Origin of the sequence: Maribacter sp. MJ134 (assembly GCF_003970695.1) — a bacterium.
In the GTDB taxonomy this organism is placed as follows: domain Bacteria; phylum Bacteroidota; class Bacteroidia; order Flavobacteriales; family Flavobacteriaceae; genus Maribacter.
Map to the genome: position 1 here is coordinate 2,725,150 of NZ_CP034570.1, position 26,249 is coordinate 2,751,398.

Sequence of the window (26,249 nt, forward strand, 5' to 3'; positions counted from 1 at the left end):
AAGTGGCGTATACCGCAAATTTGTTCCGCAATCTTTTCATCATTGTCTGTGCAATAGGTCTAAACTCCTGTGGCGTATCCAAATCGCTTAAGGAAAACTTGGATGTTTCACAATACGAAACACCAATACCGGAGCGTGTGCAGCTTAATGATAGTACCTTCAGTATTTCGGACAATTTTCTTCGGAAAAACGAACAAGGGCTTTGGGAACTCTATGTTAGTGGTAATCCGTTGGAAATAGGACTAAAAACAGGTAGTCTTACACAAGAACTATTCAACGAACAGGAAGATATTTTTATCAAAAAAATTGACGAATTGGTTCCTTCTAAAGGATACCAGAATCTATTGCGAAAATTTTTGGCATGGTTCAACAGAAAAATGTACCTAAACATAGACGAGCAATTTAAAGTAGAGCTTTTTGGTGTTTCTAAATATGCCTCTCCAAATTACGATTACGTAGCCAAGCCCTACCAGCGGGTTATGTACTTTCATGGCGCGCATGATATTGGCCATGCACTTCAGGATTTAGCTTTGGTGGGTTGTTCTTCTTTTGCTGCGTGGGGCAACCAGACGCAGGATGGAAAGTTATTGATAGGAAGAAATTTCGACTTTTATGCAGGGGACGATTTTGCCAAAAACAAAATCATAGCCTTTATAGCACCGGACAAAGGGCATTCCTTTATGTCCGTAACCTGGGGCGGAATGATAGGAGTAGTGTCCGGTATGAACGACCAAGGATTAACCGTTACCATCAACGCGGGCAAATCGCAATTTCCTTTGATTGCTAAGACACCCGTTTCTTTGGTGACCCGAGAAATTTTGCAGTATGCAGCAACCATTGAGGAGGCTATCGCCATAGCCAAAAAAAGAGAAGTTTTTGTATCGGAATCCATTTTTGTAGGCAGTGCAAAAGATAAAAAAGCAGCTATTATTGAAGTCTCTCCTCAAAAATTCGGGGTATACGAAGTGCAAAATTCAAATCAATTGATTTGTGCCAATCACTTCCAAAGTGCCGCCTACCAAAACGATAAAAAGAATCAAAGACACATCCTTGAAAGTCATTCACAGTACCGTTACGAACGCATGGAAGAACTGTTACAAGAATCCTCAAAAGTAGACCAAAAAGCCGTTGTTGACATTCTTCGTGATAGAGAAGGATTGGGTGACAAAAAAATCGGCTACGGCAATGAAAAAGCGTTGAATCAATTATTGGCGCATCACGGGATAGTTTTTAAGCCCGAAGACCTGATGGTATGGGTATCTAGCAATCCCTATCAAATGGGTGAGTTTGTAGCATACGATTTAAAGAAAATATTCCAAAGGGACAATAGCCCCGAGCCTACTGAAATTATCGCCACGAGTGATGCAAATATCGGAGCGGATTCTTTTTTGAAAACTGTGGCTTATAAAGATTATGAGCGTTATCGGATATTACGGAATGACATAGAAACTGCCATCAACGATAAATCGCATATTGAACCGTCAAAACTGGAGCAATTGATTGCGTTGAATCCTAACTTTTGGGAAGGCTATTACCTAGCGGGCATATACAATTACCAAAAAGGATATGAGGCAGTGGCCCGCTCCTATTTTTTAGCAGCGGAACAAAAAGAAATTACAACCGTTCCTGATAGGGAATCGATAGCGCGTTATATTCGTAAAATAAATAGAAGGTAGTATATGGTTCCTGAAATTGAAACGGCACAGATAGAGGAGATTAAACTACTCCAAGAGCGGAAGTTGGCAGCACTTATCTCTTATTTGGCAGATAAGTCACCTTTTTACCAAAAGCTTTTCAAAACCAATAATATTGATATAACCGGTATAAGAAAAATCGAAGATCTCGCAAAAATACCTACATCCGATAAGGACGACCTTCAACAACAAAATGAGGATTTTTTCTGTGTTCCTAGAACAGAAATCATTGATTATGTAACTACCTCAGGTACGCTAGGTGATCCAGTAACCATTGGCTTAACAGATACGGATTTAGAACGCTTGGCCTATAATGAAGCTATTTCCTTCGCCTGTGCAGGGGTGCAGAAGGATGACATCCTACAATTAACGACCACTATTGACCGAAGGTTCATGGCCGGCTTGGCCTATTTCTTGGGAGCGCGTAAATTAGGAGCGGGAATTATCCGAGTGGGTGCAGGAATCCCTGAATTACAATGGGACACCATCCTCAAGTTTAAGCCTACCTATCTCATCATAGTGCCATCCTTTCTATTAAAATTAATCGAATACGCCAAGGCCCATAATATCGACTATAAAAAATCCGGCATCAAAGCGGCTATTTGCATAGGAGAAGCTTTACGCGATCAGGATTTTGAATTGAACGTCTTAGGGAATAGAATTAAATCAGAATGGGATATAGCCCTATATTCCACCTATGCCTCGACAGAAATGAGTACAGCATTTACCGAATGCTCGGAGCAACAGGGCGGACACTTGCATCCGGAATTGCTCATTGCCGAAATACTAGATGACGAAGGAAATGAAGTACCGGATGGTTACCCGGGTGAACTTACCATAACCACCTTAGGAATAGAAGCAATGCCACTGCTTCGTTTTAGAACAGGTGACGTAGTAGTAGCCCATAGATTGCCATGCAAGTGCGGAAGAAATACCTTGCGTTTGGGGCCGGTTCTAGGGAGAAAAAAGCAAATGATTAAATACAAGGGAACTACACTTTACCCGCCAGCAATGGATAATTTACTGAACGATTTCAGTGAAGTAACCAACCATGTCATAGAAATATATCATAATGAAATTGGCACGGATGAAATAAAAATTAAAATTAACGCTTCGTCTGCATCAGAACGGCTTCTAAGGAACATTAAAGACCATTTTAGGTCGCGTCTTCGGGTTTCTCCTAAAATAGAAATAACGGACCTTAGAGAAATTCAGAAATTACAGGCTTCTAAGTTGGGAAGAAAACCCATAAGGGTCATAGATACAAGAACAGTTTAATGAAAAAAAGCCCCACCCTAACGGTGAGGCCTCTTCTTTTTTATTTACCCAACATCAAAAGCTCGTTACAACGAACCTCGGTAATATATCGTTTTTCTCCCTCTTTGGTCTCATAAGAGCGATGTGTTAATTTCCCCTCTACGGCCACCTGCTTTCCTTTGGTCAGGTAATTTTCTACGATTTCTGCAGTTTTACCCCAGGCGACCACATTATGCCATTGCGTGTCGTCTACCTTTTCTCCTTTATTGTTTTTGTAGCTTTCTGTTGTGGCAATGGAAAATTTTGCCAATTTGGCTCCACCATCAAGATTTACAATTTCCGGGTCCTGACCCAAATTTCCAATCAACTGTACTTTGTTTTTAAGTGCGTTCATAATAATTTATTTTATCGTTAAACAGTTAAAACTTAATACTGAAATCGCTTCAGTATCTTTTTAATTTATCCTGTAATAAGTTGTGGATTACACGCTTTATCATTTGGACACTGCAAACATAGAACGAGCCTTAAAAGTTATACGGTTACAAAATACTTACTTTCGTTTGTAATCATTTGTAGTCGTTTGAAAACTTTTATATTATTGATTATTAGGTAACTATATACTTGTTTACACTAGGAAGTAAAGTTTGATTTCGGATGCTATATCCTGTATTTTTTTTACGGTCGATACCCCATTGTTATTGGTTCACTAATTCAAACCAAAAGAGCAAAGGCAAATTGGCACTATAGGTATTTCCGTATTTCAGAGAGCGTGTCACATTGCCAATGAATCGTTTTCTTAGGACGATACCAAGGCTAAACGGTCAGAACCGATGCTATGATTTATTTTCTTTAGGATTCCAATCTAAGCCTTTTTTTAGTTTTTTATTAAAATCAGATAAAGGAGGTGCTAAAGGCGGTGGGGGTGGCAATTTTTCCCCTTTATTTATTTTAGAAACTACTTTATCAAAGTCAGACACAAACTCTTTATCTTGTTGAATTCTAAATTTTTTATATTCTGATTCGGCGAATTTTTTAGCAACATCTTTTTTAATTTTTCCAGCATCACTTAAAAGATCGTAATCGTTAAATTTAAGGAAGGAGTCTAATTTGTCTGCCCATTCCGCCATAGTCATAGTTTTTCCTCTTTTAGCTTGAAGCTCTGCAAAATCTAAGTACATATTTACCAAAGTGTTTAATTCTCCAATCTCTTCTTTTTTGAGATAGTTTTTAGCTACTGAAACATCTGTTTTTATGATTTTACCTCCTTTCTTTTCGTTTTTCCAACTAGTTAACCCCATGTTGGGTTTGTTTGCATCTGCTCTTAGTTTAATAATTTCAGGTGCTGTGTGATGTGTTATTGCAAATTCAAGTTTGTTTTGTACAGTCGCAAAAAACAATCTTGTTATCTCTGCTTTAGGATTATAATCTATTGCCGTAGCGTATAGGTCGGTAATTTTTTGATAAAACCTTCTTTCAGAAGCTCGTATCTCCCTTACTATTTCAATTAACTCGTCAAAATAGTCCTTATCAAAAAGGTTTTTGCCTTGTTTCAGCCTATCATTATCAATTGCAAAACCCTTAACGAGATAGTTTTTCAAAACACTATTTGCCCATATCCTGAACATAGTTGCTTTTTGAGAACTGACACGATAACCTACTGATATTATTGCATCTAAGTTGTAAAACTCTATCTTCCTTTGAACATTACGATTCCCCTCTTCTTGAACTGTCAAAATTTCTTTGACAGTTGAAAATTTATTTAATTCACCGTCCTTATAAATATTCCCTAAATGGTAGCTGATGTTTTGTTTTGAAGTATCAAATATTTCAGCCATACTATTTTGAGAAACCCAAACCGTTTCGTTCTTATCATCAAGTATTACTTGGATATTGGTAGTTCCATTATCCGAAGTATAAAACATGAAGTTTGTATTCTCTAAACTATGCATTTATCAATTCTTTATAAGTGATTCTATTCTAAGTATTTTTCAAAAATAAATTAAATCTCATTGCTTCGGGTTGTTTTCTAGAATTGTATCTAAAGTAAAATTCATCTACATATCGTTGCAAGTGCTTTACTGATGTAAAATGATAGATTCCGAATATACCACGCTTTAACAATGACCAAAAGCCCTCTATAGTGTTCGTATGAACCCTTCCGTTAACGTATTGGTGCTGACTATGCTTTACAACTGAATGGTCGTATACACGCTTCATTCTAGCGTAGGAAGTGTATTCATCCGTATAAAGCTTGGCGGTTTCCTTTACATTCTTTAAAATCTCGTGGGATAAGGTTTCCATAGTCGTATTGGGAACGTGCTTAGCGATTACTTTGCCGCTTCTCTCTACCATTCCTAAAACTGGTGCTTTATCATCGCTAGTATCTCTAGTTTTCTTGTTGGCGTGTCTGTTTTTGTTCTTACCACCTACGAATGTTTCGTCCGCTTCTACTTCATTATCAAGTTTAGTATCGTTATCGATACCAAAACATTGACGTATTCTAGATAACATGAACCAAGCTGATTTTTGAGTGATTTTTAAATCCCTACCTAATTGTAAAGAAGAGATTCCTTTTTTATGTGAAGTAACCAACCAAATAGCTAAGAACCATTTTTGAAGGTCAATCTTAGTGTTATCAAAAATAGTATTGGTCTTTACATTAAAGTACTTTCCCGTATTCTTACATTTGTATTTGTTCCCCTTACAGTTATATACTTTAGATTCAACATCAAATGGACTAACTACGTTACCGTTCCATCTTAATTGCTCTAAATGGTCTATACAAGACTGTTGGTCAGGAAAGGCTTGTATTAGTTCGATAATGGAGTTGAAGTCTTGGTTAATCATAACTGTATTATTATACAGCTATGATAATACTTTAATTACACCAAACCTAATCATTTAGTGTAAATAACTTCTATTTAGTCAATTTATGAACGACAATAATATTGATGAAATCTTAAAACAAGCGGAAAACGTAGAAATCTATGAGTTTAAACACCTTTACGATTTTGGTAACAATCAGCAACAATACAATTCCTATAGGAGGTTGGTTACAATAGTAATGACAACTGAATTAAAACTTTTGACTTTGATAGCGAGTAATAAGGCAATTCTTTCTGAAAAAGGAAAAAGGATTTCTGAAAATGGAGGTTGGTTAAAATATATAGAAGATGAAAAACTTAAAGCTGATAGATCCAAGAGAAAAGACAAATGGGATTATTACTATTCGAAATATAGATATTTTACATACTGGTGGATTTTCAGTTTTTCGGTTATCGCTTTTATACTAAGTATTTATAATTTTATACAAACCCTTCAATCCCCAAGAAACGAAGTAAATAAAGAAGCAACACGAACGCCCATCCAACAAAGGGAAGGGGAAGCAGCCAAACCGCATACTTCATCTTCAGTCCCTCAAACTTCTGATTCTTTGAAAACTCCCAATCAGGAAAATAATTCCTTACAATTCGAACCCCAAAAAGATAGCTTAAAACAAAAATCGAAATAAGTATTATTGATATATCAGTCTTCATTTAATCGGTGTAAACAAGTATATAATTATCGGTTATAAGGTAATTATATCGAAATTGGGAGGATTAAATAAAATAGATTATCAAACTACTTGAACGTAATTTTTGGCATCTATCGCTTTTATTAAGACAAGGTTGAAAAGTAAATTTTTAGTTTTTCAATTAACCCGATAAAGATTCCTTCCGAATTTGAAAAGAAAATAGACCACGACCCATAAAATTACTTGGAACAGTAGTGTTCCTGTGAAAACGCCCCAAGAACGTGCTCGACCGGAATTTAATGCTTCAGTAAATTCAGCGGCAACAGTAGGTAGGGTAAAAATGAGGCGCCCTATCAGACCAATGCTTATTATAATTATCAGAATTCCCAATAGCTTTTTCATCATGTCCTTTATTTTTCTCCTTGCGATAAATATATTACGTTTTCAATTATATATCACCTCATAGAACCCTAAATTTAAAACATGGCTGAAAAACCTAGTTATAGTTTTCTGTTAGGCTTCATTACGCTAGAATAGAGAGCCGCCTAGATATTTTCATTTTTTTCAATTAACTTACTGTCTATTACCAGCAAACCACCTAACATAAATGAAATTAGCCATACATAATTGGATGCGTGCCGAGCCTTTGGAAAGCACCATAACCCGGATTGCAGCAATGGGGTACACTCACCTTGAAATTCAGGGTACTCCAGAAAACTATAACACCAAAGAAGTAAAGGCCTTGCTAGATAAACATGGCATACAATGTTGGGGTTCCGTTACCTTAATGCTAGAAGAGCGTAATATGTTGGCCAAGGATGCGGCACAACGCCAAATGTCCGTACAATATGTGTTGGATTTAGCCAAGATGGTCAAAGAATTGGGCGGTTCCGTGATTTCCCTTGTTCCGGCTACTGTGGGTAAAATAATTCCCGATGCACGACCGGAAGAAGAATGGGAATGGGCCATAGCGGGTATCAAGGAAGTGTATGCCTATACGGAGGTCAATGACCTACGCATAGGTATTGAGCCCATTAATAGGTTTGAAACCTACTTCATTAATCGCGGAGCACAAGCCTTGGCACTGGCAGAAGCGGTAGGTCCCAATTGCGGGGTTTGCTTGGATACCTTTCATATGAACCTAGAGGAGGAGGACATGTTCGACACCATGAAAAAAGTGGGGAGCCGTCTTGTGAATTTTCATGTTGCGGACAACAACCGTATGGCGCCCGGTATGGGCCATTTAGACTGGGTGCGGATTATGAGCACCTTAAAGGAAATACAGTATGATGGCGTATTATCGGTAGAGTTCTGTGCGGCCATGGACCGCACTCCTGCCAATCCCTATCCAAATTCCATCGACACGGCACAGGTTGGGCTAAGTGATGAACAACTGAAATTTTTGCAAGACCATGGCAGCTCAGCGGTAACTGAGGAATTCTATTCCATGCTAACGAAAAAATCCATCGACACCTTAAAACCTTTGCTATAATATGAAAATCACCAATGTAGAAGCCTTTTGGTTACGGTGTCCCATTCCAAAGGAAAAACAGCATTTCTCCGATTACGGCTTACTCACTAATTTTGATATGACCCTTGTGGTCGTAACTGCGGATTCTGGGCTACAAGGGTTTGGAGAAGCAAAGGCCGCAGTAGGTTCATCGGGTTCTTGTGCGAGCATCGTAAGTTGTATTGAAAATGAAATTAAACCCATACTAATAGGGAAAGATGCACGACATATCTCACGAATCTGGGAACACATTTATAACGGAACGCGCGACCATTATGCCTTATCCAGAGGTCGCAAATTCCCTATTTTAGGGAGACGGGGATTGACCGTTTCTGCCATGAGCGGTATTGACACGGCTTTGTGGGACTTAAAGGGGAAAGCTCTAGGAGTGCCTGTAGTGGAATTGTTAGGCGGAAGTTGCCGAGAACAAATGCCTGCCTATGCCAGTGGTGGGTGGGCTAAGGCAGATGCTATTGGGGAACAATTGTTAAGCTACACTTCAAAGGGGTTTTCAGGCGTAAAGATGCGTGTAGGAATTATGGACGAGACCGTGCAGGCGAGTATCACGAGAGTGAAAGCGGCACGAGAGGCCTTACCAGACCATATCAAATTAATGACCGATGCACATGGTACCTTTAGCGTACCCGAAGCCAAACAGTTTTGCAGAGGTGTAGCAGATTGTAATCTCTACTGGTTTGAAGAACCCCTCAGCCCCGATAACAGAGTAGGTACGGCAGAAGTCAGGGCCAGTACGGATATTCCGATAGCCGCTGGCGAAAGTGAATACACGGCATTTGATGTTAGGGATATGATAGCCGAAAGAGCTTTAGATGTTGTTCAACCAGATTGTGCCATCATTGGTGGTATTACGGAAGCCATGCGCGTAGCACAACTGGCACACACGTACCAGTTAGAGCTGGCACCGCATTGTTGGGGTTCTGCTTTCTCCTTCATGGCCGGGGTATCTGTTGCTTTCGCATCACCATCCGCTAACGTTATTGAATTCTCCCTAGGGGGTAATCCTATGATGTACGATTTAGTACAAGAACAGATAGCGGTAGATACTAATGGAATGCTCTCTGAACCAGATAAGCCTGGTTTGGGTTTAACCCCTAACTGGGATTTTGTAAAGGAATTTAAACAATAGAATCATGGCGCGAGCGGTAAAAATAAATCATGTAGCCCTAGTGGTAAGTAATTTAGAGGAAGCCTGTAAATTTTACGAATATGAGTTGGGACTGGAACCTATACCTGCCTTCTTGTTCGACTATCCCACAGCTTTTTTCAAGTTCAATAAAGAACAGCAATTACGCCTTACGGAATGGGAGGACGCCTATTCCTTTAGAGGTCATATCTGTGTTCAGGTAGATGACATAAATGCCCTATTCTTTAGAATGAAGGAATTGGGAATTATTGATATTGAACCATGGGGAAACGTGCGTCAGTTACCTGACGGGGCCATACAAATGTTCGTCCGGGACCCCTCGGGAAATTTAGTAGAGCTATCCTCTGACCCTGAAGCCCATATTGACCCTAGGATTTTTAAGGATGAACTTTTTAAACCAGGCATCTACGTCTCTGGCCGAAATGATTTTAGAGGATACAAATCCAAGGACGCTACCTTATATCATAAAGAATAAATGCCTAAAACCATTATACTCTTAGAAACCGTGGCCAAGGAGGCAATGCAGCTTTTGAAGGAGGCTCCGGATATGCATATCATTACCGGTTTTGATGAAGTATCACTTCAAAAAAATATAGCCAATACTACCATAGATGCCATCATCACCCGTGGCAAGGGTCAAGTACGGGAGAAATTATTGAACCAACTCCCTCATTTAAAAGTCATTTCGCGTTGCGGTGTTGGTTTGGACAATATCGATGTTGCCGCAGCCACGAAAAGGGGCATAAAAGTAGTGAACGCTCCAAATTCCAATGCCAATACCATTGCCGAACATACGATTTCGCTACTACTTCTGTTACAGAGAAATCTTTATGGTGCCATCACCATGGTAAAAGAAGGTCGTTGGAACGAAAGAGGAACTTACGTAGGTGATGAAATTCATGGTAAAACACTAGGAATTCTAGGTCTTGGAAATATTGGCAAAAAGGTAGCTCATATTGCGAATGCCATGGGAATGAACATTATCTATTGGAGCGCTCAAAAAGAGGATGTCCCCTACCCTTTTTTAAGCCTAGAAGAAGTTTTAAAGAATTCCGACGCACTTAGCCTTCATCTACCCCTTACGACGAAAACAGAACACCTAATTAATGAGAAAGCGTTAGCAAAAATGAAAACCACAGCTCTACTTATAAATACGGCAAGAGGTAAAATCATTGACCAAGAGGCACTCTCCAAAGCGTTGGCGAATAAAAAGATTGGTGGTTTTGCCGCAGATGTTTTAGCTGTTGAACCTCCAGAAACTAACGAATCGCTACTTCAATATCCGAATACTTTGATTACGGCCCATGTAGGTAGTCTTACAACAACTACCTATACTCAAATGTGTGTGATGACGGTTGAAAATACTTTGAAAATCTTGAGACGGGAAGCACCTGCACCCAATTGCATCTTTAATCGCAATGAACTTGGTCTTTCCTAAAAATCTTAAAAGAAAATAGCTACGCTTTTATTCTTTTATTCCTTAACTTGAAATCATTCAACCAACACACTAGAAAATGAAAAAAAGACTACCCGTGCTGTTTCTTATCGTACTATTTATTAGCCACTATACTATCGCACAATCTACGGCGGAAATGGTATCCGCTATTGAAAAAGAAGCTAACGAAAATTCACAATTAGAACAATTAGCCTATGAACTAATGGACGTAAACGGTCCTAGATTGGTCGGTACACCACAAATGAAGACCGCGCACGATTGGGCAGTAAACACCTATAAGAAATGGGGTATTATGGCTGAAAATCAAGCATGGGGGAAATGGCGCGGATGGGAACGCGGTATTACCCATGTAGATATGGTTTCTCCGAGAATTGCTTCTTTACATGCCACCCAATTGGCCTGGAACCCAAGTACGGGAAAAAATGGCGTAACGGCCTCTTTGATTACACTGCCTACGATATCCGATTCCTTAGCCTTCGTAAAATGGCTACCTAACGTAAAGGGTAAAATTGTGATGGTGAGCATGCTGCAACCTACAGGGAGGCCGGATTATAACTGGGAAGAATTCGCCACGCCGGAATCCTTTGAAAAAATGAAAACGGAGCGTGATGCCAAGGAAAAAGCATGGCGGGAAAATTTTAGAAATACAGGATATACCAGTAGAAATATCAACGCTGCATTAGAAAAAGCAGGAGCGGTGGGTATTGCGCAATCCAGATGGTCCGAAGGGTTTGGAGCCAATAAGATTTTCAGTGCTGGAACCGATAAGATTCCAGTGGTAGACTTATCCTTGGAAGATTACGGCATGCTCTACAGGATGGCAGTGAAAGGTGCCAACCCAAAAATCAAAATCGTAGCGGAATCCAAAGAACTCGGAGAAGTACCCACCTTCAATACTATTGCAACCATTCCCGGAACTGAATTTCCGGATGAATACGTAATACTCTCCGCCCACTTTGATTCTTGGGACGGAGCAACCGGCGCCACCGATAACGGAACGGGTACTATAACCATGCTGGAGGCCGCACGTATTCTTAAAAAGGTGTACCCTAACCCAAAACGCACTATCCTTATAGGACATTGGGGAAGTGAGGAGCAAGGTTTGAACGGTTCACGGGCCTTTGTAGAGGATAATCCAAAAATCGTTGACGGGTTGCAAGCCCTCTTTAATCAAGATAATGGTACAGGCCGTGTTGTTCGCTTATCTGGTCAGGGGTTTCTGCACGCATATGATTATTTAGGAAGATGGTTGGAAGCTGTACCAGAAGACATCAAAAAACACATAGAAACTACTTTCCCAGGAACTCCAGGCGGTGGTGGTTCTGATTATGCTTCATTTGTAGCGGCAGGAGCACCTGGATTTTCCTTAAGTTCCTTGAGCTGGAGTTATTGGAACTATACATGGCACACGAATCTGGACACCTATGATAAAATTGTATTCGACGATGTACGAAACAATGCCATTTTAACGGCCATACTAACTTATATGGCCTGTGAAGACCCTGAAAAGACATCCCGCGAAAAAGCCACTTTGATCGGCACAAGCCGCAGAACCGGTGAGCCACTTTCGTGGCCAACACAAAGAAGTCCCAATAGAAAAGGGGGCTTGGATTAATGAAAAGTAATGACCTCAGAATCTAGCAGAGTAGAGACCCTTTTAGTTCTGAGAAATCTGAATTCCGCTTAACGTAGCGTAAACAATAATAACCATCAAACCAACCAATGAAAACAGTACACTATCTCCTCATTGCGGTATTCATCTTACCGTTATCCCTACAAGCACAAAGCAGAAAAAACAGAAAAGCCGCTCCTTACGTAAAGGTTGAAGATTCTACTTTTCATGGCTTAAAATGGCGAAACATAGGCCCCTTTAGAGGTGGGCGGAGCGTAGCCTCCTCTGGAGTTGTAGGCCAACCCATGACCTATTACAATGGTACCGTTGGCGGAGGTATCTGGAAAACAACGGATGATGGTATTACTTGGAAAAACGTTTCGGATGGATTTCTGAAAACAGGAACCGTCGGTTCTATTGCTGTTTCCGAAACCAATCCGAATATTGTCATAGCAGGTATGGGAGAGCATGCCGCCCGTGGGGTCATGACCTCTATGGGAGACGGTGTCTACAAATCTACGGATGCTGGAAAATCCTGGTCGCATATTGGTCTGGACGAAACTAGACACATCTCCGATGTCATTATCCACCCCACGAATCCTGATATCATTTTCGTTGCGGCGCAGGGTGCTCAATACGGCCCAAGTGCACAACGTGGCATCTATAGATCTTTAGATGGCGGAAACACTTGGGAAAACGTGTTGTTCGTAGCTAATACTACCGGAGCTTCGGATTTGTCCATGGATATGAAAAACCCGTTAATCCTCTATGCCGCCATGTGGGAACATCGCCGATATCCTTGGCTAATGGAGTCGGGCGGAAAAAGTTCTGGATTATATAAATCTACGGACGGTGGCACCACATGGAAACGTTTAAAAGAAGGTCTTCCTAAAGAATTTGGAAAAGCGGGTATATCCGTCTCTCGGGCAAATCCTGAACGTGTTTTTGCGGTAATAGAGGCCGAAGGTGACAAAGGAGGCGTTTATCGTTCCGATGATGCGGGGAAAAAGTGGACACAGGTTAATAAAGACCGCATCAATATTGCCCGTTCTTGGTACTATATGGAGATTTTTGCCGATACGCAGGATGAAAACGTGGTTTATGTGCTGAACGCCCCTGTTACAAAATCTATTGATGGCGGAAAATCCTTCACTCCTTTAGCAACACCCCATGGAGACAATCACCATTTATGGATACATCCTTATGACAACCAGAAGATGATAAATTCCAATGACGGCGGGTCTAACGTTTCCAATAACGGTGGTAAAAGCTGGAGTACCCAACAAAATCAAAATACCGCACAATTCTACAGGGTAATTACGGATAATTTAATGCCCTACAACATATATGGTGGTCAACAGGACAACTCTACGGTTGCCATTGCATCACGGACCAATGATGCGGGAATCGATTGGAAAGACTGGTATGCCGTTGCAGGCGGCGAAAGTGCTTTTTTAGCTTTTGACCCGGATAATCCCACAATTATTTATGGCGGGACCTATCAGGGGAATATTGACAAATGGGATGCCGCTACGCGGGAATCAAAACCCATTAAAGAATATCCCGAATTGGGATTAAGTATAGCTCCTAAAGATGCTAAATACCGCTACAATTGGAACGCTCCGATAATTACATCCCCACACAATAGAAAAACAATTTATCACGCGGGTAACGTTGTCTTCAAATCTACGGATGAAGGACATAGCTGGACACCAATTAGTCCAGATTTAACTAAGAACGAAAAAGACAAACATGGCGCAGGTGGAGGTCCTTTTACCAATGAGGCCGCCGGAGGGGAAAACTACAATACGCTAACCTATCTTGTGGAGTCTGTACATGAAGAAGGCGTCTTATGGGCGGGTAGTGATGATGGGCTATTGCACTTGACACAAGATGGCGGTAAAACATGGAAAAATGTTACACCTATAAACATCAAAGATGGTATTATTAATTCTATTGAGGTATCACCACATGATGCGGCAACAGCCTATGTTGTGGTCATGCGTTATAAATCTATGGACCTGAATTCCTATATTTTCAAGACCTCGGATTATGGCAATACCTGGACGAAAATTACCAATGGTATCGACGGGGAACATACCTTTACCAGAGTAGTGCGCGAAGACCGCAAACAAAAAGGCCTGTTATATGCGGGTACCGAAACAGGACTGTTTATTTCATTGAACGACGGGGCCAATTGGCAACCATTTCAGTTAAACTTGCCCATAGTTCCCATTAATGACCTAACCATTCAGGACAATGATTTGGTAGTAGCTACCGCAGGACGTGCTTTTTGGATTCTAGATGATGTTGCCGCAATACAGCAGATACAATCACCCAAACAGGAAATAAGTCTATTTCAGCCAAAGGATACGTATCTATTTTTTGGTGGTTCTAGCGATAAACCAAGACCAGGCTTGGGAGATAACCCAAAAAGTGGTGTCACGTTCGACTATTATTTGAAGCAGCAAATGGATAGTATGGAACTTAAATTAGAGGTGCTACAAAATGGCAAACTCATAAGGACCCTTACCAACCAAAAACCAAAGGATTTTAAATCTTGGCCAGGAGGACCTGCAAAACCGCAACTACTACCTTCAAAAGCGGGGTATAACCGATTTACTTGGGATTTTAAGAGAGATGTGCTTCCGAGCGTTGAAAAAGTCTTCACTTTTGGTGGACTCGACGGTTCAACGGTAGGACCTGGCTCCTATACCTTACGGCTAAGTACAGAAGCCCACAGTGCTGAAACTACCGCAACTATTTTACCGAATCCTAAGGTCAAAGGCGATATGGCCGATTATAAGGAGCAACAACAAATGCTGACTACAATTGAAAATACCGTAAAGGAAATACATGTAGCGGTCAATAGTATGCGTACTGTTAAAACGCAACTTTCGCAATATGCAAAACTCTTGAAAGATAGGGATGAAGCTAAGGCCTTACTAGAAAAGGGCGATTCGATTACGAAACGCATTACCACATGGGAAGAGCACTTAATACAACCCAAACAGAAGACCTTTCAGGACGTCATCAATTTCCCCAATCAATTAAATGCACAATTACTTCATTTAAGGGGCTACGTTGACGTTGCTGAGCCTAAGGTTACAGAAGGGGCAAAACAAAGGCTAAAAGACCTTTTGAGTGAATGGAGTAGTTACAGCACGGAACATAAAGCCATTGTTAATGGAGAGATGAAAGCCTTTAACGACCTCTATCAAGAATTGGGAATACCCGCTATCATCATACCAAAAGATTAGAACGTCATAAACTAGGAAATGACCACTTTTATTTCAGATGAATCCTTTAAAGGTTTAGATTTTACCATACAGCGTTTGCCCAAGGCCGACTATGAAAACTGCATATTCGAAAGTTGTAATTTTTCTGACGGTTATCTGGACAATCAAAACTTTATGGAATGTTCTTTTTTGGAATGTAACCTAAGTAATACTAATGTTGCCAATACCCAATTCAAGGAAGTGCTATTTGACCATTGTAAAATCATGGGCGTTAAATTTGAAGATACATCGGATTTTTTAATGGATTTTACTTTTGAGCATTGTGCTTTACAACTCTCCTCTTTTAGGACTCTAAACCTTAAAAAGACGCGATTTTTGAATTGCAAGCTAAACGAGGTAGATTTCACAAAGACAGATTTGACAGCATCCGTTTTTGAGAAATGCGATTTAGAGAGGGCTACCTTTGAACATACTATCCTAGAAAAAGTGGATTTTACTACAGCATTTAATTTTAACATTGACCCTGAAATTAATCGCCTGAAAAATGCCGCATTTACTTTGAAGGAGCTTCCCAAGCTATTAAAAAAATACCAACTTCAAATTAAGGACTAATGCTAAACAAAGTGCATCTTACAGCTATTATTTGCTCGACTTATGAAAATAACACTATCCGTTTGTAATCGGATAATTTGTATCTTGTGACAAAGCACACGTATGAAATCAATAGTAATCTTGTTCTTATTTTTAGGAGGCATCGCTAATGGTCAAAATACCATGTCCTTAAATGCGAACACGACTTCTCCCAAAGCTACCATTGCGGAGGCAGCATGGATGACAGGCCATTGGAAAGGAGAGGCCTTTGGTGGGATAACAGAAGAAATTTGGAGTCCACCAAGTGCCGGTTCCATGATGTTCGTATTTAGATTGATAGTTGATGGTGAAGTTAATTTCTATGAAATTGGTCATATTCGAGAGGTAGACAACACCTTGGCCTTTGAGTTGAAACATTTTGACAAGGAATTAAGGGGATGGGAAGAGAAAGAAGAAGTACAACGTTTTAAGTTGATTAAAATAGCCGATAACCGTCTCTATTTTGATGGGTTTACTTTTGAAAGACTAGGTCATGACGAAATAAACATTTACGGCCTAATTCACCAAGATGACGGTTCGGTGGCAGAGGTTAAGTTCAACTACAAAAGACAGTAAATGAAGAAAAAGTGTTTGGAATGTGGAACGGAGATTATTGGGCGCATAGATAAGAAATTCTGTAACGATTATTGCCGTAATGCCTATAACAACAAAGTAAATAAAGACAGTAAGAACCTTATACGCAATATTAATAATAGATTACGCAAAAACTATCGGGTTTTGGACAGTTTTAAACTAACGGACGGCAAAACCAAGACCACGCGAACACGTTTATTGGACAAAGGATTCGATTTTGATTTCATCACCAATCTCTACACCACCAAAAAAGGTACAACATATTATTTTGTGTATGATTTGGGCTACTTGCCTCTGGATAATGATTACTATATGATTGTGAAAAGAGAATAACAAGCCTTACATCCCATGATTTGCGTCTACTGGTCAACTCTAAAATAACATTTTACGCAACGTTATTTCAGGATATTGCCTTTACAGCCAAACCTAAACTAGTTATTATGAAACTTATTATTTTGTGATCAACTATTTAAAATGGAAAATGCTTGAATCATCTAGTACATTGTGTTTCCCCTTTTGGGGATTAAGGAGCTTTCTATTTCCAATTGTGTCCGCTTAATTTCAAAGCGGCTATAACGATATCCTTGCGGCTTATCTGCCCTACAAGCAGTCCATTCTTCATTACTGGTAATCGGCGTCTATTGTGCTTGTCAAAAATGCCTGCAGCATCAAAGATAGAGATATCATGAGGTATCGTTTCTACATTTTTAGTCATGTATCGTTCCACGCTTTTGTCCAATATAGGCTGATTAAAATAGCGACTTTCGGAAATCTGCTTCATGCAATCCGCCTCGGAGATGATACCCACTAAAAATCCATTATTGTCCAAAACGGGACCCCCGGAAATATGGTGCTTTGCAAACTGCTCCATAACCGCGAGAATGGATTGATCCGGACTAAAGGTCACTAGTTTGGTCGTCATATAATCTGAGACCAAAATAGGCGCTTCGAATTCTTTTTTTACGATCTTGCGTATCCCTTGAAAGCTCTTGATTCCCATGGCATTTTGTTTAGAGGTTGATTACTAAAGATAGAAAAAAATTATGGATTTCTTAGAAATAATCGTTGTATGGCTTATGTTATTCAAGGTTTTAAGTTTTTTAATGCGAAATTCGTGAACTAAAAAATAGAATTCTTTTGACAAAGCAAACAATAGGAATACTTGGAATTGGTTGGTTAGGACTGCCGTTGGCAAAAGAATTTATCGCCGATGGGTATGCGGTAAAGGGCACTACCACATCCCTGACTAAAATAGATGATGTAAGAGCGGCGGGCATCAAACCTTATCAGATTAAACTTTCAGAGCATCAAATTACCGGAGAAATAGAGGATTTCCTTAAGGACCTTAATTATCTGATCATTAACGTGCCTCCGGGATTAAGAGGAACAGGTCCAAAGGAAAGCTATGTAAAAAAGATGCAATTGCTACATCTGGAAATAAAAAAAGCCTCAGTAAAACACGTCATTTTTGTGAGTAGCACGGCTGTTTACGGTAATGCCACCGGGGACGTCGACGAAGAAACTATACCACAGCCTATTTCTGAATCTGGTATACAATTATTAACATCAGAGAACTTATTTAGAAAAGATTCATCCTTAAAAACGACCATTCTCCGTTTCGCCGGATTAATAGGACCTTCAAGACATCCTGTTACCATTTTATCCACAAAAAAGAACCTAAAAGATGGCAATGCCCCTGTAAACCTCATTCATCTAGATGATTGTATCGGTATTATTAAGAGCATCATATTAGAAAATCAATGGGACACGGTGCTTAATGGAGTCCACCCAGAACATCCCTCGAAGAGAGATTATTATACTAGAATTGCTAAAACAAGAGACTTAAAAATACCTGAATATCAATTAGTTAAGGATAAAAAGTATAAGAAAATCATTACTTGTAGGTCTTTTCTTATTAAGAGAAGGTCGTTTTTCACCTCGCTATACGATTAGTTTACCACAAGATTTTAGCACTTCACAACAATTGCTCCCAACCGATGTTAACATCTTATTGATTTCTAGATAGTTATCGATGAAATACATACCTTTATATCTCATTAAAAACAAAATGTTATGGAAAAATCAAAAATACGGGAGAAGGTTTTAATGGAATTGGATAACCTCATCTCCCTGAGTTGTAAAGACCCAAAAAGATATAAGAAATTCAATCGCTTGCATATAGCTCTTTTAAAAAAGCACTATAATGCAGCAGATGTTACTATTGATTATCATAGAAACAGGGTAGAGATGGATATTATTCTGGACGATAAAATGTTTCAAGCATCGCAGGTAAACGTTAACGTTCCTACTTTGTACACCAATTTACTTTTTCTTAATCTTAAAAAGTTCCTGAAATCCTGTATAGATAAAGACCCTAAAAGCCTTGGTTTCTATGCGCAAATTCTCCGTTCTTTTCATCAGAAGGAAAATCAGTACACATTGGCTTAAATCCTATTCAAATTACCTAACAAAAAGGGTATCTCTTGGTGCCCTTTTTTTCTTTACCATATTTAATGCTTTCCTTAACAGGTTCTTAGGGAATATTTTAATAGTTTAGCGCACCAAAATTGACAAACAATGAAAAAATTACTTTTTGCGCTTGTACTTCTCATTAGTTTTAACGGGATAGCGCAAACCAAAACCGAATTACAAAAGCATTATGAAGCATTTTATGATGAAATGCGATTACAGGGAGATATAGATGGTGTTATTAACGCCTTAACACATCTTAATATTCTTTCTCCGTCCAAAGAGCGAAAAGATACCTTAGCTTATATCTATGCTAACGACAACAGGCATTTACAAGCCTTAAACACCATTGGTATAGAAAAACTGGATACAGATTCAGATTTAGCAGTTCAGGTGAAGGCCATATCACTAAAGGCATTGAATCAACCAAAAAGAGCTTTAGAACAGTTTGAGGTTTTGAACACGAGAACTCCCAATGCTTATTTGGCCTATGAGCTGGCAGATTTAAAAATACAATTAGGAGATAATGCAGGTGCGTCTACCAACGTAGATTATGGTTTGTCGAATGCCAAGGACGACATGAAGTATGCTTTTTACGAAAGACAACAACCCTACGAAGTACCTTTAAAAGCCGCTTTTCTTCACTTAAAGGCCTTGATAAAATTTAATCAAAACAAAGAAGATATAGATGGGGCTATCGCCATATTGGATGAGGCACTTAAAATTGACCCTAATTTTAACCTGGCCAGTTTAAGCAAGCAAGCACTCGCATCTAGAAAAGAGGCACCAGCGGAAACTGGGACAAAGCAATAAACTCAATTTTTTTATTTAAAAAGGGTGAACGTTCGTTCACCCTTTTTAATTTCTAGATAACTTTGTCAATAAGGCGTTATCGGTGTCTTTTTTGATGGCAATAAGTTCGCCTACATACTCATTAGGAACCGCAATAGAAAGGACATAATGTGTAATTTTCCATCCATTGGGGGTCTTTTTTAGAACTCCGGAACCTCTACACAATTTCATTTGTGTATCCAACAACTCGTCGAACCAAGCGATATCTTGCGTTTCATTGAGGTAAATGTTGCGCTCAACCGCTCTAAAGCTCCACGCCTTACCTTTATCAAAATGCGGTTTTGAATACGCTTTGAACGCTGGTATATCCCAATGCTCCGTAGCGTCCGTTCCAATGAATACGGCATCGGCGGTCATTAAGTCAAAATACGTATCGAACGCTGCATTACTGGCAGCTTCGTGCCATGCCTCCAAAGTACTGTCTATTGCTTCTTTGGTCTTGTCCTGTGCGAACGTAAAGCATCCTATGAAGAATAGTAAAACGCTAATTTTTTTCATCTGAAAATAAATCTTCCGGCAAATTACTGTTTACCACAATATTGAAATGTTCCCGTAAATCATTAAAGGCACCTATCATCTCCTTTATGGAAGTTTCCGGGTTTTGTCTGTATTCCAAGTCGCCCTTAATTTTTAGGATATAGGTTTTCAAAACTTTTTGACGACCACGTACCTGAGGGATATCAAATTGTACGGGATAGGTAGAACTTTCCCAAAGTTTTTGTGATTCCACCAGCCCCTCTACGGTCAACACAAAATCTTCGCGATATTCCGTTTCATACAACCTATCAAAATTAACTTCAAAAGCATTGTAGGGTTGCCAACCCTTTAAAATTGCCAGGGCTTTGGCATTAACATTAGTTTTTTTTGGCAACTTAGAAACATCAACCGACCAACCAGCATCTTGAAGCTCTGCGTCTCCAGCGGCAGAGTCCTTACAAGAACTTACCAGCACCATGAAACAAATAAGCAAAAAGGTTTTTCGCATTAAACGAAGGTACAAATTTTAAGAAAAGGTATCTTTACACAAGTACTGTTTTAACCTCATTTTAAATGCAAAAATATATCTTAATCATCGGTGCCTGCGGGCAAATAGGAACGGAACTCACATTAGCCTTACGTTCTAAATACGGAAATGACCATGTCATTGCCAGTGATATTAGAGAAGGTAGCGAAAGTCTTATGGCTTCTGGTCCTTTTGAAATTCTGGATGCTACGGATTACGACGCTTTAGAAGAGATAGTAGCATATTATGAAATTAGTGAAGTCTACCTTATGGCGGCCATGTTAAGTGCCACTGCAGAGAAATTCCCGATGCGGGCATGGAACCTGAATATGAATTCCCTTTTTAACGTGCTAAATCTAGGGAAGGAAAAGAAAATAGATAAAATCTTTTGGCCTTCCAGCATTGCCGTTTTTGGTCCTAATACTCCAAAAACAGATACCCCTCAGAATACCATAATGGAGCCCAGCACGGTATACGGAATAAGCAAACAAAGTGGGGAGCGCTGGTGCGAGTACTATTTTAACAAGTTCAACGTAGATGTGCGAAGCATACGTTATCCTGGCTTAATTAGTTGGAAAACCATGCCCGGAGGGGGTACCACGGATTATGCCGTGGAAATTTATCACAAGGCTCTTGCGAAAAGTGCCTATACCTGTTTTCTTAAGGAAGATACCGCATTGCCCATGATGTTCATGGATGATGCCATTAGGGCTACACTACAGATAATGGAGTCAGCACCAGAAGCCATAAAAGTCCGCTCTTCTTATAATTTATCCGCTATGAGTTTTACTCCGGCGCAGATGGCCAAAAGTATTCAAGAGCAACTCCCGGACTTTAAAATGAAGTACGAACCGGACTTTAGACAAGCCATTGCAGATTCATGGCCCAGTAGTATAGATGACACGAACGCTCAACAAGATTGGGGTTGGAACGCAGAATTTGATTTAGAGAAAACTACAAATGAGATGTTGGTAAATTTAAGTAGCTAACTGTGGGTTCGTAAAACACTACAGATAAGCCCTTAGGACTTTATTTCTGGATTTATTCCTTAACAAGCGTATCGCTTTTTCCTTAATTTGTCTGACCCTTTCCCTTGTTAAATCGAATATTTCCCCTATTTCATTGAGGCTCATCGGATGACGCTCGCCAATACCGAAATAAAGACGCACAATGTTTTGCTCCCTATCGGGTAACGTATCCAATGCTAAATCAATATCGGTTGAAAGGGAATCTTGCATCACCTTTTTGTCCGGACTTGTGGCATTTTTTGATTTCATTACATGGTACAGGCTAGACGTTTCTCCTTCACGCAAAGGTGCGTCCATAGAAATATGTCTTCCAGAATTTTTCGTTGCACCCTTAACCTTTGATACACTGATATCCAATTCACCTGCAATCTCCTCGGCGGATGGTTGGCGTTGATATTTCTGCTCTAAGTTAGAATGTACTTTATATATTTTACTGATAGTTCCTATTTTGTTCAAAGGTAAGCGCACTACTCTGGACTGTTCGGATATGGCCTGTAGGATAGATTGCCGTATCCACCACACTGCATACGAAATGAATTTGAACCCACGGGTCTCGTCAAAACGTTTGGCCGCTTTGACCAATCCGAAATTTCCTTCGTTAATAAGGTCTGAAAGGCGCAATCCCCTACCTTGATATTGCTTTGCGGCAGAAACCACAAAACGTAAATTAGCATTCACCAATTTATTCAAAGCCACTTGATCACCTTCTCGTATTCTAATCGCTAGTTCCACCTCTTCCTCTGCTGTTATCATATCTAATTTAGAAATTTCCTGAAAATACTTTTCTAAAGATTTGGAATCCCTGTTGGTAATCTGCTTTGTAATTTTTAATTGGCGCATATATTTATTTTGGTTTACTATTCTCCTTTAATCTATCATTATATACCAGAAATACAAGTAATTGACGTGTTTTTTAGCTTTTTTGTGCAAAAACGGACAATTATCGTGTAAAAATTCATCGCGAAGCTATCGCTGGAGGCGCATACACTCGCTTCCTAAAAAAGGATGCTATAATAACGGTAATCTTCATGGAAGATGCTCATAAGGCTACGTTGAAGATTATGGGGTCAGAACCGGGGACATAAAAATCCGCTTTTCACAAAATTTATAGTCTATGCGTCTTGCTCCCGCCGAAATAGCCAAAAGAATGCAAGAAAAAGTTCTCTCTTTTCAAGAGACATATGAGCCCAATTTTAGACAGGCTATTACAAATGCTTGACCCAGCAATATAAGAAACACTAATGCACAGCTAGATTGAGACTGGCAAGCAGCCTTTGGTCTACCAGAACGACCAAAGAGGTTTTGGTGAATTTAAGTCAACTACTAAACTTCAACTTCTTCTCGATCGCTACGATCATCTCATTGGCAATATCCTTACCTGTTGCGTTTTCTATACCTTCCAATCCCGGAGAGGAGTTTACCTCTAATAAAAGGGGCCTTTATTAGACCGGATAATATCTACCCCCGCAACTGCCAAATCCAGAATTTTAGCGGCTTTTATGGCTAATTTCTTTTCCTCTGAAGTTATTTTAATGATAGAAGCCTTTCCTCCTTGATGGATATTGGCCCTGAATTCGCCTTTTTGCGCCTGTCGTTGCATACTGGCGACAACTTTACCATTGACCACAAAACACCGGATGTCCTGTCCATTAGCTTCCTTAATGAATTCTTGAACCAAAATATTGGTATTTACACTTTTAAAAGCATTGATAACACTTTCAGCTGCTTTATTGGTCTCTGCCAATACCACACCTTTACCCTGCGTACTCTCCAACAGTTTTATGATCAAAGGGGCACCATTGACCATCTTTATCAGGTCTTTGGTATCCATAGGGGACTTGGCAAAACCGGTAATAGGAATATGAATGTCATTCTTGGAAAATAATTGGGAAGCGAACAGTTTATCGCGAGACTGTGTAATGGCCTCAGCGGAATTCTGACAATAAGCACCCAAGTTATTGAACTGCCGTATCAAAGCACAGCCGTAGAAAGTTACCGACGGTTTTATGCGTGGTATGACCGCATCGAAATCGGTAAGTATATTACCCCCTCTATACCGTATTTCGGGAGACTGGGCATCTAATTTCATATAGGCCAGCTCTACGTTCAAAAACTGAATCTCGTGCCCACGTGCCTCTGCGGCCTCCATAATTCTCTTATTACTGTATAAGTTAGGGTTGCTAGCCAGCAAAGCTATTTTTAACCCTGTTTTTTCCTTTTTGAAAGGAGCGTACTTGGACGCTATCTCTTCATTGGAAAAATACTGTACCACATAGTTTAATGCAGGGTTTACGATGTAGCGCTCGGTCAACGCTTCTCTTCCCAATAACATGCGGAACTCCATGGTATCTCTATTGGCCAAGGTCAATTCAATCTCAAAAGTGTCCTTCCCTATGGTTACCGGTGTCTTTACCACCAAGCGCTCTTCCGAAATGCCTGAAGAACTCTTTACCATACGGCGATCTACCAAACGTGCCTCACATGGAATGGCGATACTTCTGTTTTCTTGAAGCGGATTCACTTCAAAACGCACCCATTCTTGGGTACCCTTGGTAATGACCTTTAAGTTGGTCGCCTGTATAGATGAGGTTTTTGCACCTGAATCTACTCTGGCCTTAATGGCAGGAACGCCAAGACCTTCAAAAACACACCACTCTTCACTACCAATTATTTTTAAATCGTTCAAAATTCTTATTTTTTTCTAAGTTCAAAGATATCGGTTCTACGGTCCTTTAGGTTTCTTACCGCACCGAATTGATTCAATTCCCGTAACAAGTCGATATCCACATCGGCAATCAGTATCATTTCGGTATTTGGGGTTGCCTCGGCTTTAATCCCGTTAGTAGGAAAAGAAAAATCGCAAGGCGTAAAAACCATGGATTGCGCAAATTGGATATCCATATTCTGCACATTGGGTAAATTACCCACACTACCGGCAATGGCTACGTAACATTCGTTCTCTATAGCCCTTGCCTGCGCACAGTGCCTTACCCTAGAATACCCGTTTTGTGTATCCGTTAAAAAGGGTACAAAAAGAATGTCCATCCCCTCATCTGCCAGAAGACGACTTAATTCCGGAAATTCGGAATCATAGCAAATAAGCACTCCAATTTTGCCACAGTCGGTATCAAATGCCTTCAGTTGCGTGCCCCCTTGCATACCCCAAACTTTAGCTTCATCTGGGGTAACATGCAACTTTTCGTAACGCTCCATACTTCCATCTCGTCTGCATAGATAACCCACATTATAGAGTCTCCCATTAATCATTTCCGGCATGCTTCCCGTGATGATATTGATGTTATAGGAAATGGAAAATTCCGAGAACTTCTGTACGATAGCTTCGGTATGTTTAGCAAGCTCCCGTATGGCATCCGGCGTGGACAAATGGTTGTCCTTTGCCATTAGTGGAGCGTTAAAAAACTCAGGGAACAGCGCAAAATCCGAGCGGTAGCCAGAGACCGCATCCACAAAATACTCTGCCTGCTGCAACAGCTCCTCTAAATCTTTATAAGGACGCATTTGCCACTGTATTAATCCTAAGCGAATTACCGTCTTTTTAGTGGCAGCTTTTTTGGATGGTTTTTGATAGTAAATATTGTCCCACTCCATTAGAATGGCAAACTCTCCAGATGCCAAATCTCCGTCTAAATAGCCTTTCATCACTTTTGCCGGATGAAAATCGTTGCTAATTTGAAAATTGAGTACGGGGTCTTGTATCTCTTTACGACGCACCTTGGCGATATATTCTTTTGGGGTCAACGCTTCTGCATAGGTATGATAATTGGGCATACGACCACCAAAAACAATGCTCTTAAGGTTTAGCTTCTCACAGAGTTCCTTTCTATAATCATACAACCTACGGCCCAATCTTAAGCCTCTGAACTCTGGCTTTATAAAAACCTCGATACCGTAGAGCACATCTCCATCGGGATCGTGCGTCTTAAAAGAATAATTACCCGTTATCTGTTCGTAGGTGTGATTATCATCGAACTTATCGTAATCTACGATTATGGAAAGGGCCACACCGGCCAATTGTCCGTTAATCTTAATAACAACTTGGCCATCAGGAAACTTCTTTATCAGGGCTTCTATATGTTTTTCTTTCCAGTAAGCCCCGGGCATATTGGAGTATGCCGATATCATTGCGGTTTTTAATTCCTGATAATCGTCCAGGTCTAAAAACTTTAATTCAATATTTTCTATATGTTCTATTTTCATACTTCTTT

24 protein-coding genes and 1 pseudogene are annotated in these 26,249 nt (G+C 39.9%); 16 read left to right on the forward strand and 9 right to left on the reverse strand.

Going from position 1 to position 26,249, the window contains the following annotated elements:
- Positions 1 to 2: 2 nt before the first annotated feature.
- Both EJ994_RS11760 and EJ994_RS11765 read left to right on the forward strand, forming a co-directional pair.
- Positions 3 to 1,676 carry a C45 family autoproteolytic acyltransferase/hydolase gene (locus tag EJ994_RS11760; RefSeq protein ID WP_241240773.1) on the forward strand — a complete coding sequence of 558 codons (1,674 nt, stop codon included), beginning with the start codon at positions 3 to 5 and terminating at the stop codon, positions 1,674 to 1,676.
- Positions 1,677 to 1,679: 3 nt separating this feature from the next.
- A complete protein-coding gene (locus tag EJ994_RS11765; protein WP_126592622.1) occupies positions 1,680 to 2,972 on the forward strand; it encodes a phenylacetate--CoA ligase family protein in 1,293 nt (430 codons plus the stop codon).
- A gap of 40 nt (positions 2,973 to 3,012) precedes the next feature.
- Here EJ994_RS11765 and EJ994_RS11770 read toward each other — a convergent pair whose 3' ends face one another.
- The 3 genes from EJ994_RS11770 to EJ994_RS11780 form a co-directional block, all read right to left on the reverse strand.
- The gene (locus tag EJ994_RS11770; RefSeq protein ID WP_099572997.1) at positions 3,013 to 3,345 is read right to left on the reverse strand and encodes a single-stranded DNA-binding protein; all 333 of its coding nucleotides are present in this window, start codon (positions 3,343 to 3,345) and stop codon (positions 3,013 to 3,015) included.
- Between the two features lie 439 nt (positions 3,346 to 3,784).
- Positions 3,785 to 4,900 carry a virulence RhuM family protein gene (locus EJ994_RS11775; protein WP_126592623.1) on the reverse strand — a complete coding sequence of 372 codons (1,116 nt, stop codon included), beginning with the start codon at positions 4,898 to 4,900 and terminating at the stop codon, positions 3,785 to 3,787.
- A gap of 28 nt (positions 4,901 to 4,928) precedes the next feature.
- Positions 4,929 to 5,798: an IS1595 family transposase gene (locus tag EJ994_RS11780; RefSeq protein ID WP_126592624.1), complete on the reverse strand. Its 870-nt coding sequence runs from the start codon at positions 5,796 to 5,798 to the stop codon at positions 4,929 to 4,931.
- A gap of 217 nt (positions 5,799 to 6,015) precedes the next feature.
- On the opposite strand from EJ994_RS11780, the gene EJ994_RS11785 reads away from it, so the two are divergent.
- The 10 genes from EJ994_RS11785 to EJ994_RS11830 all read left to right on the forward strand — a co-directional run bounded on the left by EJ994_RS11785 (position 6,016) and on the right by EJ994_RS11830 (position 17,004).
- Entirely contained in the window at positions 6,016 to 6,462 is a 447-nt protein-coding gene (locus EJ994_RS11785) for a hypothetical protein (RefSeq protein ID WP_126592625.1), read from the forward strand.
- Between the two features lie 610 nt (positions 6,463 to 7,072).
- Positions 7,073 to 7,957: a sugar phosphate isomerase/epimerase family protein gene (locus EJ994_RS11790; protein WP_126592627.1), complete on the forward strand. Its 885-nt coding sequence runs from the start codon at positions 7,073 to 7,075 to the stop codon at positions 7,955 to 7,957.
- 1 nt (position 7,958) lies between these two features.
- Positions 7,959 to 9,122: a mandelate racemase/muconate lactonizing enzyme family protein gene (locus EJ994_RS11795; protein ID WP_126592629.1), complete on the forward strand. Its 1,164-nt coding sequence runs from the start codon at positions 7,959 to 7,961 to the stop codon at positions 9,120 to 9,122.
- 4 nt (positions 9,123 to 9,126) lie between these two features.
- Entirely contained in the window at positions 9,127 to 9,615 is a 489-nt protein-coding gene (locus tag EJ994_RS11800) for a VOC family protein (RefSeq protein ID WP_126592631.1), read from the forward strand.
- Complete coding sequence (locus EJ994_RS11805; RefSeq protein WP_126592632.1) at positions 9,616 to 10,578, forward strand: 2-hydroxyacid dehydrogenase; 963 nt, start codon at positions 9,616 to 9,618, stop codon at positions 10,576 to 10,578. It begins immediately after the preceding gene.
- A 76-nt stretch (positions 10,579 to 10,654) separates the two neighbouring features.
- On the forward strand, positions 10,655 to 12,211 hold the full coding sequence (locus EJ994_RS11810; RefSeq protein ID WP_126592633.1) for a M20/M25/M40 family metallo-hydrolase: 1,557 nt from the start codon (positions 10,655 to 10,657) through the stop codon (positions 12,209 to 12,211).
- A gap of 107 nt (positions 12,212 to 12,318) precedes the next feature.
- Positions 12,319 to 15,468: a WD40/YVTN/BNR-like repeat-containing protein gene (locus tag EJ994_RS11815; RefSeq protein ID WP_126592635.1), complete on the forward strand. Its 3,150-nt coding sequence runs from the start codon at positions 12,319 to 12,321 to the stop codon at positions 15,466 to 15,468.
- Positions 15,469 to 15,486: 18 nt separating this feature from the next.
- A complete protein-coding gene (locus tag EJ994_RS11820; protein ID WP_126592637.1) occupies positions 15,487 to 16,059 on the forward strand; it encodes a pentapeptide repeat-containing protein in 573 nt (190 codons plus the stop codon).
- Positions 16,060 to 16,161: 102 nt separating this feature from the next.
- Positions 16,162 to 16,653: a DUF6265 family protein gene (locus tag EJ994_RS11825; protein ID WP_126592638.1), complete on the forward strand. Its 492-nt coding sequence runs from the start codon at positions 16,162 to 16,164 to the stop codon at positions 16,651 to 16,653.
- Positions 16,654 to 17,004: a hypothetical protein gene (locus tag EJ994_RS11830; protein ID WP_099573006.1), complete on the forward strand. Its 351-nt coding sequence runs from the start codon at positions 16,654 to 16,656 to the stop codon at positions 17,002 to 17,004. It abuts the gene before it with no gap.
- 202 nt (positions 17,005 to 17,206) lie between these two features.
- Here the strand turns inward: EJ994_RS11830 and EJ994_RS11835 are convergent, their stop codons facing one another.
- Positions 17,207 to 17,671, reverse strand: coding sequence for a CBS domain-containing protein (locus EJ994_RS11835; protein WP_099573007.1), 465 nt, complete (start codon positions 17,669 to 17,671; stop codon positions 17,207 to 17,209).
- A gap of 137 nt (positions 17,672 to 17,808) precedes the next feature.
- Here EJ994_RS11835 and EJ994_RS11840 point away from each other — a divergent pair, with 137 nt between their 5' ends.
- The 3 genes from EJ994_RS11840 to EJ994_RS11850 all read left to right on the forward strand — a co-directional run bounded on the left by EJ994_RS11840 (position 17,809) and on the right by EJ994_RS11850 (position 19,953).
- Positions 17,809 to 18,624 carry an NAD(P)H-binding protein gene (locus EJ994_RS11840; protein WP_126592640.1) on the forward strand — a complete coding sequence of 272 codons (816 nt, stop codon included), beginning with the start codon at positions 17,809 to 17,811 and terminating at the stop codon, positions 18,622 to 18,624.
- A 120-nt stretch (positions 18,625 to 18,744) separates the two neighbouring features.
- A complete protein-coding gene (locus EJ994_RS11845; RefSeq protein WP_126592642.1) occupies positions 18,745 to 19,119 on the forward strand; it encodes a hypothetical protein in 375 nt (124 codons plus the stop codon).
- 129 nt (positions 19,120 to 19,248) lie between these two features.
- A complete protein-coding gene (locus tag EJ994_RS11850; protein WP_126592644.1) occupies positions 19,249 to 19,953 on the forward strand; it encodes a hypothetical protein in 705 nt (234 codons plus the stop codon).
- A 45-nt stretch (positions 19,954 to 19,998) separates the two neighbouring features.
- On the opposite strand, the gene EJ994_RS11855 is transcribed toward EJ994_RS11850, so the two are convergent.
- Together EJ994_RS11855 and EJ994_RS11860 are read right to left on the reverse strand one after the other, a co-directional pair.
- Positions 19,999 to 20,490: a nuclear transport factor 2 family protein gene (locus EJ994_RS11855; protein ID WP_126592645.1), complete on the reverse strand. Its 492-nt coding sequence runs from the start codon at positions 20,488 to 20,490 to the stop codon at positions 19,999 to 20,001.
- Positions 20,477 to 20,977 (reverse strand): hypothetical protein, encoded by a 501-nt coding sequence (locus EJ994_RS11860; protein ID WP_126592646.1) that lies wholly within the window; start codon positions 20,975 to 20,977, stop codon positions 20,477 to 20,479. The genes EJ994_RS11855 and EJ994_RS11860 overlap by 14 nt, the downstream gene beginning before the upstream one ends.
- Positions 20,978 to 21,042: 65 nt before the next feature.
- Between EJ994_RS11860 and EJ994_RS11865 the strand changes: the two genes are divergently transcribed.
- Positions 21,043 to 21,984 (forward strand): NAD-dependent epimerase/dehydratase family protein, encoded by a 942-nt coding sequence (locus tag EJ994_RS11865; protein WP_126592647.1) that lies wholly within the window; start codon positions 21,043 to 21,045, stop codon positions 21,982 to 21,984.
- Positions 21,985 to 22,002: 18 nt separating this feature from the next.
- On the opposite strand, the gene EJ994_RS11870 is transcribed toward EJ994_RS11865, so the two are convergent.
- From EJ994_RS11870 to EJ994_RS11880, 3 genes and pseudogenes are all read right to left on the reverse strand, one after another.
- Positions 22,003 to 22,863 carry an RNA polymerase sigma factor RpoD/SigA gene (locus EJ994_RS11870; protein WP_126592649.1) on the reverse strand — a complete coding sequence of 287 codons (861 nt, stop codon included), beginning with the start codon at positions 22,861 to 22,863 and terminating at the stop codon, positions 22,003 to 22,005.
- Between the two features lie 476 nt (positions 22,864 to 23,339).
- Positions 23,340 to 24,709 (reverse strand): annotated as a pseudogene (gene rimK / locus EJ994_RS11875) (30S ribosomal protein S6--L-glutamate ligase).
- Positions 24,710 to 24,714: 5 nt separating this feature from the next.
- Positions 24,715 to 26,241: a bifunctional GNAT family N-acetyltransferase/carbon-nitrogen hydrolase family protein gene (locus tag EJ994_RS11880; protein ID WP_126592651.1), complete on the reverse strand. Its 1,527-nt coding sequence runs from the start codon at positions 26,239 to 26,241 to the stop codon at positions 24,715 to 24,717.
- Between the last annotated feature and the right edge of the window lie 8 nt (positions 26,242 to 26,249).

Coding starts and splice junctions, on each gene's coding strand:
- EJ994_RS11830 (WP_099573006.1), top strand. CDS start 16,654: ATGAAGAAAAAGTGTTTGGAATGTGGAACGGAGATTATTGGGCGCATA.
- EJ994_RS11810 (WP_126592633.1), top strand. CDS start 10,655: ATGAAAAAAAGACTACCCGTGCTGTTTCTTATCGTACTATTTATTAGC.
- EJ994_RS11865 (WP_126592647.1), top strand. CDS start 21,043: ATGCAAAAATATATCTTAATCATCGGTGCCTGCGGGCAAATAGGAACG.
- EJ994_RS11820 (WP_126592637.1), top strand. CDS start 15,487: ATGACCACTTTTATTTCAGATGAATCCTTTAAAGGTTTAGATTTTACC.
- EJ994_RS11855 (WP_126592645.1), bottom strand. CDS start 20,490: ATGAAAAAAATTAGCGTTTTACTATTCTTCATAGGATGCTTTACGTTC.
- EJ994_RS11800 (WP_126592631.1), top strand. CDS start 9,127: ATGGCGCGAGCGGTAAAAATAAATCATGTAGCCCTAGTGGTAAGTAAT.
- EJ994_RS11815 (WP_126592635.1), top strand. CDS start 12,319: ATGAAAACAGTACACTATCTCCTCATTGCGGTATTCATCTTACCGTTA.
- EJ994_RS11870 (WP_126592649.1), bottom strand. CDS start 22,863: ATGCGCCAATTAAAAATTACAAAGCAGATTACCAACAGGGATTCCAAA.
- EJ994_RS11860 (WP_126592646.1), bottom strand. CDS start 20,977: ATGCGAAAAACCTTTTTGCTTATTTGTTTCATGGTGCTGGTAAGTTCT.
- EJ994_RS11805 (WP_126592632.1), top strand. CDS start 9,616: ATGCCTAAAACCATTATACTCTTAGAAACCGTGGCCAAGGAGGCAATG.
- EJ994_RS11850 (WP_126592644.1), top strand. CDS start 19,249: ATGAAAAAATTACTTTTTGCGCTTGTACTTCTCATTAGTTTTAACGGG.
- EJ994_RS11775 (WP_126592623.1), bottom strand. CDS start 4,900: ATGCATAGTTTAGAGAATACAAACTTCATGTTTTATACTTCGGATAAT.
- EJ994_RS11780 (WP_126592624.1), bottom strand. CDS start 5,798: ATGATTAACCAAGACTTCAACTCCATTATCGAACTAATACAAGCCTTT.
- EJ994_RS11795 (WP_126592629.1), top strand. CDS start 7,959: ATGAAAATCACCAATGTAGAAGCCTTTTGGTTACGGTGTCCCATTCCA.
- EJ994_RS11765 (WP_126592622.1), top strand. CDS start 1,680: ATGGTTCCTGAAATTGAAACGGCACAGATAGAGGAGATTAAACTACTC.
- EJ994_RS11770 (WP_099572997.1), bottom strand. CDS start 3,345: ATGAACGCACTTAAAAACAAAGTACAGTTGATTGGAAATTTGGGTCAG.
- EJ994_RS11825 (WP_126592638.1), top strand. CDS start 16,162: ATGAAATCAATAGTAATCTTGTTCTTATTTTTAGGAGGCATCGCTAAT.
- EJ994_RS11880 (WP_126592651.1), bottom strand. CDS start 26,241: ATGAAAATAGAACATATAGAAAATATTGAATTAAAGTTTTTAGACCTG.
- EJ994_RS11785 (WP_126592625.1), top strand. CDS start 6,016: ATGACAACTGAATTAAAACTTTTGACTTTGATAGCGAGTAATAAGGCA.
- EJ994_RS11835 (WP_099573007.1), bottom strand. CDS start 17,671: ATGGGAATCAAGAGCTTTCAAGGGATACGCAAGATCGTAAAAAAAGAA.
- EJ994_RS11845 (WP_126592642.1), top strand. CDS start 18,745: ATGGAAAAATCAAAAATACGGGAGAAGGTTTTAATGGAATTGGATAAC.
- EJ994_RS11790 (WP_126592627.1), top strand. CDS start 7,073: ATGAAATTAGCCATACATAATTGGATGCGTGCCGAGCCTTTGGAAAGC.